Annotated in this window: 9 protein-coding genes and 1 pseudogene; 6 read left to right on the forward strand and 4 right to left on the reverse strand. The window is 52.5% G+C overall.

The features are described from left to right. Positions 1-633: 633 nt before the first annotated feature. The 6 genes and pseudogenes from ACFQY0_RS20665 (at position 634) to ACFQY0_RS20690 (ending at position 6,766) form a co-directional block, all read left to right on the forward strand. Complete coding sequence (locus ACFQY0_RS20665; RefSeq protein WP_379716786.1) at positions 634-1,464, forward strand: RHS repeat-associated core domain-containing protein; 831 nt, start codon at positions 634-636, stop codon at positions 1,462-1,464. A 1,120-nt stretch (positions 1,465-2,584) separates the two neighbouring features. Further along, positions 2,585-2,881, forward strand: a pseudogene (locus ACFQY0_RS20670) (RHS repeat-associated core domain-containing protein); the annotation flags it as partial. A 33-nt stretch (positions 2,882-2,914) separates the two neighbouring features. After that, positions 2,915-3,484 (forward strand): hypothetical protein, encoded by a 570-nt coding sequence (locus ACFQY0_RS20675; protein WP_379716810.1) that lies wholly within the window; start codon positions 2,915-2,917, stop codon positions 3,482-3,484. 812 nt (positions 3,485-4,296) lie between these two features. After that, on the forward strand, positions 4,297-5,121 hold the full coding sequence (locus ACFQY0_RS20680) for an RHS repeat-associated core domain-containing protein (RefSeq protein ID WP_379716789.1): 825 nt from the start codon (positions 4,297-4,299) through the stop codon (positions 5,119-5,121). 54 nt (positions 5,122-5,175) lie between these two features. Continuing rightward, the gene (locus tag ACFQY0_RS20685) at positions 5,176-5,580 is read left to right on the forward strand and encodes a hypothetical protein (protein ID WP_379716792.1); all 405 of its coding nucleotides are present in this window, start codon (positions 5,176-5,178) and stop codon (positions 5,578-5,580) included. A 319-nt stretch (positions 5,581-5,899) separates the two neighbouring features. Then, a complete protein-coding gene (locus ACFQY0_RS20690) occupies positions 5,900-6,766 on the forward strand; it encodes an RHS repeat-associated core domain-containing protein (RefSeq protein ID WP_379716795.1) in 867 nt (288 codons plus the stop codon). 1,152 nt (positions 6,767-7,918) lie between these two features. Here ACFQY0_RS20690 and ACFQY0_RS20695 read toward each other — a convergent pair. The 4 genes from ACFQY0_RS20695 to ACFQY0_RS20710 form a co-directional block, all read right to left on the reverse strand. Then, entirely contained in the window at positions 7,919-8,362 is a 444-nt protein-coding gene (locus tag ACFQY0_RS20695) for a hypothetical protein (RefSeq protein WP_379716798.1), read from the reverse strand. Then, positions 8,362-9,237 (reverse strand): RHS repeat-associated core domain-containing protein, encoded by an 876-nt coding sequence (locus tag ACFQY0_RS20700; protein WP_379716807.1) that lies wholly within the window; start codon positions 9,235-9,237, stop codon positions 8,362-8,364. Before ACFQY0_RS20700 ends, ACFQY0_RS20695 begins: the two co-directional genes overlap by 1 nt. Before the next feature lie 463 nt (positions 9,238-9,700). Further along, positions 9,701-10,330: a hypothetical protein gene (locus tag ACFQY0_RS20705; protein WP_379716801.1), complete on the reverse strand. Its 630-nt coding sequence runs from the start codon at positions 10,328-10,330 to the stop codon at positions 9,701-9,703. Further along, the coding region (locus ACFQY0_RS20710; protein WP_379716804.1) for a hypothetical protein at positions 10,327-11,060 on the reverse strand (734 nt) is incomplete at its 5' end. The genes ACFQY0_RS20705 and ACFQY0_RS20710, both read right to left, overlap by 4 nt.

An 11,060-nucleotide genomic window follows, 5' to 3' on the forward strand; every position in this document is an offset into this window, starting at 1 on the left:
TGTTAGAGCTAATTTGAAAGGGGTCGGTGCGTGAATGGTGGTGTTGATCCGAGGGGTCTTGCCATGGGGGAAGCCCATAGGTGCTCTTGGCCGTCGGGGGGGTCGGTGGGTCGAGCGGAATAGTGGTCGGTCGTCGAAAAGGTTCCGCTCGACGCGGCGGCTCCCCGGCGGCGGCGCGAGCCGGTGATGCTCGCTTCACCTGGAGAGTCACCCGATGCGCCTTCTTTCCCGGCCCGCCTGCGGGCGGTGGTTTGGCGGTGTGCGGTGATCCGGGAGGTGGTGGAGTGGAGCGGCACCGTGGGCAGGCGGGGACCGTCTCCCGGAGTTCACCGGCGGCCTGTGTGGCGGGCTTCTCCGAGCCGTGAGGCGAAGGCAAGGATTGCGGCCGGCCGCGGGGCTGCCTGCCTTTTTGCCGAAGGTGACTTGTTGCTGCGCGGTAATAGTGAATAGGGGTCAGTCAAAACTTTTTGACATTGCGTTCACGCGGGTAGCCGAGAGCTGCATCGATGCCCACCAGGGCGACGCCCTGGAGCAAGGGGGGACAGCGGTAAGGCCTGAAAAAGCCTCTTCCTTTAGCCGCCGAAAGTCGCTAGGACTATGCCCAGAATTTTGGGCTACTACCCGTCAGAACCCGTGCCGAGCAAAAGCGACCCCACCGCGAAAAACCGCGTCTGGGGATTTTTTGCTGAAAGTGTTTCGGAGAGCTTAGAGACTCGCCGTGCCGTCCTAGAAACGCATCAGGAAAACTACGATGGACCCCAGAAAACCGCGTCGGGTATCCCTCTTTGGCCATCTAGGGACCCGATCGGGGAACGGGGTGGCGTGAACTTGTATGGGTTCGTCGGAAATGATGGAGTGAATTGGACTGATCGGCTTGGCCTAGAAAAGGATCTTTCTGGCGCCTCAGCGGATGCTGCTGGAGAGCACGATTCTGGTGCTGCAGCTGCTCACGCAGCTGGGGAAAAATTCATCAAGGATGAACATGATGCAGCTAGGAAGCAATTTGAAGAAGATGAAACTGCCATGGTTCTTTTGGAGAGATGCGGAAGGATTTGCTGTAAAGAAGATGGGAAAACTTTCTATGCAACTGTTGCGGCTAGAAAGTGGTCATGGTCGAAAGGTCTGGCTTTAGGATGCTCTCCCGAGAAATCCCCCGAATGTAAAGACGATGACAAAGAGATTGGTTGGTGGCATACCCATCCAGGTAGAACCAGAGTGGAAACCGAAGGGCGAACAAATGAGGAGAAGAAAAAGGTGCTTCGCATATTTGAAGGTGGGCCGTTTAATCAAATGGATAAGAATTTCGTTGATGGGATGATTAGTCCAAACACTGGAAAGCATCTCCCGCGTCGTCATAATCCCGACGGGAAGCCTTTAGCGATGACGAGAGTGTTTGAAGGAAAGGTTATCACAGTCTACTATTTGAATGGGGAAATTAAAACTCACGAACCTAATGTTGAGTAAAAGGACTTTCATAGATCGTATGGCGCTCGCTCCGATGATTTTCATAGCATTTATATCGTCTTGCTATTCACGAGAGACAAAGGCCGGTTTTCTCAATCAAGGCGATATTGTGTTTCCTTCCGAATGGGCAGAAAGGACATCAGAGTGCATAGCAGGCCTAAGAAAGAATGTTTCGAATGAACCTATAGTTGTAATCTATCGTAGTAGCTCCGCAGCAGCTAATGAGGATCATCTGTTGATTATTACTCCTATCGGACTGGAGGATCCTTTCGGTGGGCCAGAGAACAGAAAACCCAAAGAGGTGGAACTGCGATTGTATTCGTGGAGCTTTTCTGAGGGAGAGGCTGCTCCTTTGAGGCGGATTGAACTTGATCAAGAATCAATTATTCAGATTTGGTCGAAAGCATCGGAAATTTGCTCGCTGGTAATGTCGGGGAAGAGCAATAAGAGCCAAAGCAATGAAGGTCTCGTCAGCGGAGTCAGTTATCATATCATAGCGACCTACTATGACGAGAAAGCGAGGTATTTCGGGCCTAAGATGGGTGCGCTGATTGGACCGCTCGAACGAGGAGTATTGGATCGAGATCTAGTGAGAATGTTCGAGAGATCGATAAAGGAGAGAAAGGGGAAATAGGGGGGCGGGGAAATGAACCCACGGGGGGAAAGGTGTCAGTCAAGGTTTCCGGATTTTTGGTCTGCGGCTACGGAACTCGCAGTAGTTTTTCCGGTGCTGATGCCGTGAATAGGGTCTGAATAGGGTCGGTCCGAGGGTCTGAATAGGGTCGGTCCGTGAAATGCGGCGTTGACTACAGCGACTCCAGTAGAAGCGAAGTCCCTCCGGACCGCCTCGCCGCCGGAAGCCTTCCCCCTTAAAGTCAGGCTCCGCCCCTCCAAACATGCCGCTGGCGCGCCGTCACGGGTGCTGCTGGCCTTCCGTAGCCATGTGACGTTCGCGGCGTAATACGGAGTGCCCGCCCCCGTGATGAGTCCTCCCCTAAGGGGCCCCTCCATGCCACCCTGCACTCCGCATTACAGGGACGAAGTCACAAGTACCCTTAGACGAGGACTAAAATCTCTCTTCCTTTGGCCTGTTAAATCGCTACGATCCGGGACAATCAAGATGGGAATCCCAGCGACATGCCCACTTTCCGCAGAACTGTTTCCAAATCCGAGGAAACGTGTCAGGCGATTCGCAGGTGATTCACCCTCGTCACGCCGACTTGCGACGGATGGGCCCCAACGAACACACTGGAGGAAACGGCCTTCAGTCGCTCACACCGAGACCGCTATCGCCTACTACGGCTACAGATACTACGACCCCGTTACGGGCAGGTGGCCATCTAGGGACCCGATCGGGGAGAGGGGTGGGCTGAATCTGTATGGGTTCGTAGGCAATAACGGAATTTCGAATATCGATTCATTAGGACAACGTGTCCACAACCCACGCGGCATGAAGACAGAAGACGGCTACCCGCTTTTTGATGAAAAGCGTGCTCCGTGGCCCGTTTTTGAGGAAGAAGGAATGGAGTGTGACGTACCTTCTGCGAAATTGATTGAGCTAGATTTGGTTATCGCTCTCCAGGCAACCTGGACAAGAGACCATAAGGTGCCTGTTTATGCATGGGTAAGATATGAAATTGAGGGCCCGGTAATTGGACCTCGGTGGACATACGAGACCTGCGAGCGATGGGCAGAAGGCCAGCCCTTCCCGGATCCGCATGGTGAGCGGCATCTTCCTTGGTGTGACGACGGTGATTGCGAATGGCTTGCGAGTGAACCGCAAAACACGAGGCTGAGATTTCATTTCCTTTCGTGCGAATGTGAGATAGATACTCAAACTTGGTTGCCCACTGGACGAAAAGTGTGGACCAGAAAGCGATACGTTGACTATGACGAAGTCCGAGGAGTGGGTGTTGGGCATGACGACGACCTACATTATGAATGGCACATCGATGAGGCGGGCGGATTTAAAAGGGATACTTCAACCCAAGCACCGTTTATTGAAAGGGATCTTCGATAATGAAGAGTCGAGTCCTTAAAGTTCTGGCTCTAAGTTTTGCTTTGTTGGTTATTGGATTCGGTGTCAGGACTGCATCAAGGATGTCTTCGAGAATCGAGTTTCAAGCCAGGCAAAGAGAGCGGTATTTTGTCGCTATTAACTTCGCCATCAATGACTACCTTTATTCGTATGATTCAACCCCTGCGTCATTAGAGGATTCTTTTCCTGAGGGGCAATTAGAGGTGATGCTTGAGCCGTTCGGGGGACGGGTAAGGTATATCAAGACGGGATCAGTAACCTATTCGCTAGAGGAGATCGAAAGGTCTCGGGTGTCGCTGTTTCGGTTTGACAGATTGATTGCAGCAGAGGACATGAGGGCTCATTGGGAGGTGACGGGAATTCCAGCTACAAAGAATCACTGAAAGCAAAGCAGACCCCATTCAGAGACCCCATTCAGACCCGAGTTGGATAGGGTCGGTCCGTTAAACGCGGCGTTGCCTACTGGGATTACAGTAGAAGCAAAGTCCCTCCGGACCCCGGCGGTGAATGCTCCGCTCCTCAAAGCCAGGCTCCGTGACTCGGGTCAGTCCTTGCATTTTGCATTTGGCAGGTTTTCTTACGACAAATCTAGTAGAAGCGAAGTCCCTCCAGACCTCGCCTCGAAATGCTCCGCTCCTCAAAGCCAGGCTCCGCACCGCCAAACATGCCACTGGCGTGCTGATCACGTGTGCTGCAGTGGAGCTCCCCCCTGAAGAACTGGACAGGGAATAAGGAGATCAGGGAGTAAATAAATCCGCTTCCAATTCCCGGCAAAAACCCCATGATTTTGGCGAATGGGTTTCTACTCCATGCATCCTACAGCGGCAGTCTCCGGCCCTCCGGATGGGCTCGGCTACTACGGCTACCGTTACTATGATCCGGTGACGGGAAGGTGGCCATCCAGGGACCCCATTGGGGAACGTGGGGGACTGAACCTTTATGGGTTTGTGGGGAATGACGGGGTGAATTGGTGGGAGTTTTTGGGGCTAGTTCCTGGGGAGACGAATCTCCCAAAGGGAAAAGATGTTCCGGCACAATGGCAGGACGGCGGCAAAATCCTTCCATTTATTGGAGATGGAGCCCTAGGCTCAGGCCACCACACCTATACCGTCACCGTTAGCTGTCGATGTGATGATGGCGAAATCACGTGCGATGTCGAAGGAGTAGGTGAGATCCGCCTAAACAACTCATTGAATAAGCCTAGTGGTCAGATGAAGGGAGGGGGCGATCCAACATGGGAAGGTGTTTATGGTCATGAGCAGATGCACATCGATGAAGCCCAAAAAGCGGCTAAGCAGATAGAGGAGGCACTTAGGGCTCTTGTTCCGAACGAGAATACAGAAGAAGAGGCCAAACGAATTCAGGAAGAATACCAGAAGAAGATGAATGAAGCTATTGATGGCTCAAAAGGGCATTCATCCGATCCGAGTAATCCCAATCCAGCTGAAGACACCGGTTATCCACCCCGCCCGGGATCACCTCCTTTGCCAGAGCGACCACGACCAGGTGAAGTGCCAGGAACGCCACCGAATCAACATCCGAATCCAGAGATTCCGCCTGCCCCGGGGGAAGGTGGGGTGCCTCCTTTGCGGCCACTTCCTCCCAGTCTGGGGGGGTAGGAAGGAGTAGACTTCTTAGACTTCTTTGTAATCCGCAAACGGATAGGTATTTTTATGAGACTACCATTTGGTGTAATCCTTTTTCTTAGTGTTTCTCTTTCAAATGCGAGCGAATCATTGATTGATGAAATTAGGCTTGATCCGAAGAATGGGAATGTAGCAACGACAGAGAAATCAGTCACAGTACAAATCGAAGACCTCTTTCGGGCTGAGATACCTGACCGGGAGCAGATCGTTTCTGTAACAATCATTTGTGATGGTGAACAGGTTGAAGATCGATCAAACCTTTTCTTTCTGAGTAATGATGGCGGGCTAGTCCTCAAAACTGCTTTGAAATCCTCTGGAAAGGACGGGAACTTCAAATATTCGTTCAGTCTCAGAAAGGAGCGCCTGCCAAATGCCGTTGTTCATTTAAAGTTTCGTAATGGTAAAACTCGAAAATTACTGTTTCTCGAATGAGCGCAAAAAAGGGTGTCGGGTGATAAATCTTGTGATCATTGAGGTGGCTACGGTGTCTCCAATAGATGCGATCAGGCTCCGCACCGCTGCAAAAACCCCCGCTGGCGTGCTGTCACGTGTGCTGCTGGCCTTCCGGGGTCATGTGACGTTCGCGGCGTAATGGTGAGTGCCCCCCACCGTCATGGGTCCTCCCCTAAAGGTGCCCCACCATTTCGCCCGCCCTCCGCATTACGGCGCCGAAGTCACAAGTACTCTCCGGCGAGGGCTAAGAACGCTCTTTCCTCGGCCCGCAGAAACGCTAGTATCCGGGCAAACCAAGATGGGATTCCTAGCCACATGCTCACTTTCCACAGCACCGTTTCCAAGTCCCAGGAGACGAGACTGGAGATTCGCAGGTGACACCCCCCCGTCACGCCGACTTGCGGCGAATTCGCCCCATCGGCCAAACCTGAGAGAGTTCCCTCCAGTCCCGCACACCGATCTCGGTATCCGTTACTACGGCTTTCGGTACTACGATCCGGTGACAGGGAGGTGGCCATCTAGGGATCCCATTGAGGAGCATGGTGGGGTGAACCTTTATGGTTTTGTGGGGAATGATGGGGTGAACCGGTGGGATTATCTCGGACTTAAGTTAGAGAAATACACTGTCGGATCAGCGCCAGTCAAATATGTTCCTGACTTGGGTCGCGGCATTGATGGTTATAAGACCAGAGGGATTCATAGATCAGAATGGCCCGAAGAGATAGCCAAATGTGATGGTTGCGTTCTCAGCGTGAATGGTAATCTTAGTATAGAGATTGAAGTGCTGGAGGCGGAGCGCGATGTGGTGAGGAGTAAAGATGGCTTGGGTTACACATCGACACTAGACCACGAACGAGGGCATGAGGAAGTTGAAGCATTCCATTGGAATAAGCTTGCCGATACGATCAACCCGATCGATGGGCACGAGTTTTCTTCTTCGGAATGTTGTGAAGAATATGTAACGTGGATTCACGCAGTAGCAGATGCTTGGTCTACCACTAATGACACTTGGCAACTCATTTTTGATCATAGGGCCTATGGACTAGGGTCTAAGAGGCTTGAACAGCTGGCAGACCTAAAGCAAATGTTGGATTTCTATCGAGGAGTTGATGTGGAAGGCGAGCCATATGATAACTCTCCTCTTGATCCCCCTACTTGTGAGTGAACATGAATGGGAGTTTAACGACAGTTGCACCTTGGATGCTCATTCTGACAATAGCGCTGATGTCGTTTTTCGGCTACAGCTGTGATCGGAATACTGATGACTCGGACTCCCAACGTGAAGGGAGCGAAGAAAGAGGAGTGCGCACCAAGGTAATATCTGATCCGATCCTCGAGAAGCAAAGGGAGTTTTCGGAAGAGGAAATCAGAAGGAATCGAGAAGGTATTCCGGGTCTGAGCGAGAAAGAAGAGGAATAGCAGAGAAGGTGTCAAGAGAAGGTGTCAGGTGATAAATCTTGCAATCCTTGAGCCAGTTACGGCGTCTCTAGTAGATTGCGATCAGGCTCCGCGCCGCCAAATCACACCACTGGCGTGCTGATCACGTGAGCTGCTGGCCTCCGGGGTCCTGTGACGTGCGCGGCGTAATGCGCAGTGCCCTCCGACCGTCACGATCCCTGCCGCCAAGCGGTCCCCTCCGTGCCGCCCCCACCTCCGCATTACCGCGCAGTCACAAGTCACCTTCGGCAAAAAGGCAGCCCCGCGCCCGGCCGCAATCCTTGCCTTCGCCTCACGGCTCGGGGAAACCCGCCACACCGGCCGCCGGTGAATTCCGCGAGGCGGTCCCCGCCTGCCCACGGTGCCACTCCGCTCCACCACCTCCCGGATCACCGCACACCCCCAAACCACCGCCCGCAGGCGGGCCGGGAAAGAAGGCGCGTCGGGTGACTCACCAGATGAAGCGAGCATCACCGGCTCGCGCCGCCGCCGGGGAGCCGCCGCGTCGAGCGGAACCTTTTCGACGACCGACCGCTCTTCCGCTCGACCCACCGGCCCTCCCGACGGCCAAGAGCACCTATGGGTTTTGCCCATGGCAAAATCCTTCGGATCAACACCACGATTCACGCACCCACCCCTTTCAAATTAGCTCTAACAGGAGGCTTTTCTGTCAAGATTTGTCGCCTGACCCCAGTTTCCTTGACCCCAGTTTCCTGAGAGCTACTGGAAACGGCGTAGTAAATGTCAAATAGTTTTGACTGACCCCTATTCAGTCACTGACCCCTATTCAGTCATTCGTGATTAAGCCCGCCAACATCTGCTGAAGCCCTGATTCTAGGCGGCTTGTCGGCACGAAGTTCGCCTTAATCACGTGCCATTCTCACCTGACACCTTTTTGCTTCAAACATTGCTCGAAAAACGCCCTAAATTTCCTGTGTTTGACAGATCCTAAAGGTTCGCCCGCATAAACAGGAGTAACATCGTTCGGGTAGTCAGATCTACGAATCTCAAATGATTTCAATACGGACCAAGCCGCAATCATTCTTACTTCTGGTATTTTGGAGCCAGCATAAGCAGCGGCAATCCGAGTCTCTTCTAAGCTGGTTGGCTTCATGATCGACGCCCAATAAGACAAGCGGTCTACTGAAATTTTTCCCCACTTACCTTCAATTACCAAACCCATCTCAAACTCTAAATTAGGATCAGGGATGCCTAGCTCAAAAACTTCGAACAAGATAGCATATCTTGATTTTTGAGCGCACTGCGCCGTGCCAATAAACTGAAAAAACAGAACAGTCAGGGGTAACAGTAAAAGGCCCTTCATTACGATCCCTCCTTTAGGTCTCCTCCAAGTTCGTATTGCTCGGTCACCTGTCCGTCTCCATCGCAATTATCGGAATATGAATATGCAAGCGTGTACTTACCCTCGCTAATTCTACCTGGTATTGCGTCAAATCTCTTGTCAAAAAAGTTCTGGGTGGGTCCGGGAGTTATCGGCATATTAAACATCCCCGAATCGGGGTTCGCATTGAAGCCAGTTTTGGCCTGAGCAATTTCGTGATTCTGAAACTCGGCCTTTGGGACTTTGAATAATTCGGCCTCCCAATAGGTTCCAAAAGAGCATTTCTCGTTAAGATTTCCCCGTTGCCATACATCCTCGAACATTGTTTTGCCCCCATGCTGGGGGAATGTGTCTTGATCAAATGGATACCAGAGATCGCCTGCCAAGCGGGAATCCCCCCCGCTTGTCCCGTCACACTCTTTGTACGTTTCCGTAATCGTTACCATTTGAATGTAATATTCGCCGGGGGTAAGATGATGCTGCAATATGATTCTAAACCCAGGCCTTCCGTCAGAGAGTGTTTCAATTCCCTCTGCAATAAATGGGCTCAAGCCAGTGAGATCGACCCCATTAACGCCGTTGTTCCCCACAAACCCATACAAGTTCACTCCCCCTTGTTCTTCAATCGGATCCCTGGATGGCCACCTCCCGGCCATTGGATCATAGTAGCGGAAGCCGTAGTAGGCGACACCGGTCTCAGTGTGAGCGACTGAAGGCCGTTTCGTCCAGGGTGTTCGTTGGGGCCCATCCGTCGCAAGTCGGAGTGACGGAGGTGGATTACCTGCGAATCTCCTGACACGTCTCCTCGGGTTTGGGAACGGGTCAGCGGAAAGCGGGCATGTGGTTAGGAATCCCATCACGGGTTGCACGGATAATAGCAATTCTGTGGGCCAAAGGAAGAGGGAATTTGGTCCTCGCCGGAGAGTGCTTGTGACTTCGTCCCGGTATTGCGGAGTGCGGGCGACACGGGGGACCCGTGACGGGGCGGGCACTCCGCATTACGCCGCGAACGTCACATGGCCCCGGAAGGCCAGCAGCACTAGTGACGGCGCGCCAGCGGCATGTTTGGAGGGGCGGAGCCTGACTTTAAGGGGGAAGGCAATTCCGGGGAGGCGGTCCGGAGGGACTTCGCCGCTACTCTTTCCGCCGTAGCAGGAAAGGCTTGTGCTCGTTTTCCGGGACTGACCCCATTCACACTGACCCCATTCACAGACTCGCACAATGGAGCGCCGAAAGGCACGGCATCAGCACCGGGAAAACTACTGCGAATTCCGTAGACGCAGACCGAAAAGCTGGAAACCTTGACTGACACCTTTCGCGTTAGAAAGATGGGACCAACACCCCTCGCGAAATAGCCCTCACGCGTGCCTCGTAATGCCTCATCGTCACTTTTTCCGTCAAAAAATCAGACCGCAAACCCCAACGCTTCGGTTTCTCATCCGACCTGAAAACCTCTTCATAGATATCAACACCTCCACCAGATTTACCTGAAGGAGAACCATCCTGTGAAATCACAATGGGTTTCTCGAAAACTCTTTCGAAGAGTTGAATTACTTCTCCACGAAGATCGGCATCTACAATCCTAAAGGGTATTGCATCTTCCGCCTCCTTCCATTGCTCACCATTCCACCGAACAACAACATTGCGAAAGGAAATCTCGTCCGAAGTCACCACGACTTCAGTCAATGTTCCAATCTTCTCCCCAAACGACCACTTTCTCCAAATCCGCTCTGCGCCTTCACTCGAACCGATTTCTTCTAGCTGCATATCGTCTAATCGAACTAACAACGCTTTAGCATTTTCTGATGATACACCGCCGAGATAAAAAAGACGACGCTGAAACATGCTAAGCGAAATATTCGGAACCTCCCCTTTAAGAGAGAGCGGACTTAGCAAAAGCAGTAAAAAGAAGAGCAATCTCAAAGCGATACCTATTTGAGGCGAGTTCATTGTGGCGTCACTGGATTAGGATCCTTCTCGGGTCGCGGCGGAACAGGCTTGGATCCATCCTGCGGCGGATAGGGAACCCCCTCGCGCGGCTTTGTGCTATTGGGATCTCCAGGCTCGGGATCGTGCTGCAGCGCCTCATGAATGGCCTCGGCAACCTTCTTCGCGTATTCCTCGTTCAACTTCTTCGCACGTTCATTGTCGCCTTCTTCATCTAATTGCTCAATTTCCTCGATGATCGCCTCAAGGGCCTCATTCACAGAGAGCACATGTAACTGCTCATGCCCGTAAATACCCTCCCAGTCGGTTTCACCCTTAATATCGGAGAGGTCGCTGTCCCAGTTCCAGTTGAGCACGATCTCAATCTTGAAGACATTCAAACGAGCCTTAATTATTCTATCGTTGCAAGTGAATCCAATTCTAGCAACGTACGTTGTTTCACCGCCCCTTTTGAATGGAAGCGTGCTGACCCATAGTGGCTCGATCTTCGTCGGATCAGGCAGCTCATCGCCTCCAACTTCAATCATTCCCAAGTAGTCAAACCAGTTCACTCCATCGTTCCAAACGAAGCCGTAAAGATTCATCCCGCCGCGTTCCCCGATCGGGTCCCTTGATGGCCAAAGAGGGATACCCGACGCGGCTTTCCGTGACTCACCGTAGTTTTCCTGATGCGTTTCTAGGGCGGCACGGCGAGTCTCTAAGCTCTCCGAAACACTTTCAGCAAAAAATCCCC

It is taken from the genome of Haloferula chungangensis, assembly GCF_042664875.1.
GTDB classification, from domain to species: domain Bacteria; phylum Verrucomicrobiota; class Verrucomicrobiia; order Verrucomicrobiales; family Akkermansiaceae; genus Haloferula; species Haloferula chungangensis.

Bases quoted from the DNA above. Each gene is read 5' to 3' on its own strand.
- ACFQY0_RS20675 (WP_379716810.1), top strand. From the start codon at position 2,915: ATGAAGACAGAAGACGGCTACCCGCTTTTTGATGAAAAGCGTGCTCCG.
- ACFQY0_RS20680 (WP_379716789.1), top strand. From the start codon at position 4,297: ATGGGTTTCTACTCCATGCATCCTACAGCGGCAGTCTCCGGCCCTCCG.
- ACFQY0_RS20685 (WP_379716792.1), top strand. From the start codon at position 5,176: ATGAGACTACCATTTGGTGTAATCCTTTTTCTTAGTGTTTCTCTTTCA.
- ACFQY0_RS20690 (WP_379716795.1), top strand. From the start codon at position 5,900: ATGGGATTCCTAGCCACATGCTCACTTTCCACAGCACCGTTTCCAAGT.
- ACFQY0_RS20695 (WP_379716798.1), bottom strand. From the start codon at position 8,362: ATGAAGGGCCTTTTACTGTTACCCCTGACTGTTCTGTTTTTTCAGTTT.
- ACFQY0_RS20700 (WP_379716807.1), bottom strand. From the start codon at position 9,237: ATGGGATTCCTAACCACATGCCCGCTTTCCGCTGACCCGTTCCCAAAC.
- ACFQY0_RS20705 (WP_379716801.1), bottom strand. From the start codon at position 10,330: ATGAACTCGCCTCAAATAGGTATCGCTTTGAGATTGCTCTTCTTTTTA.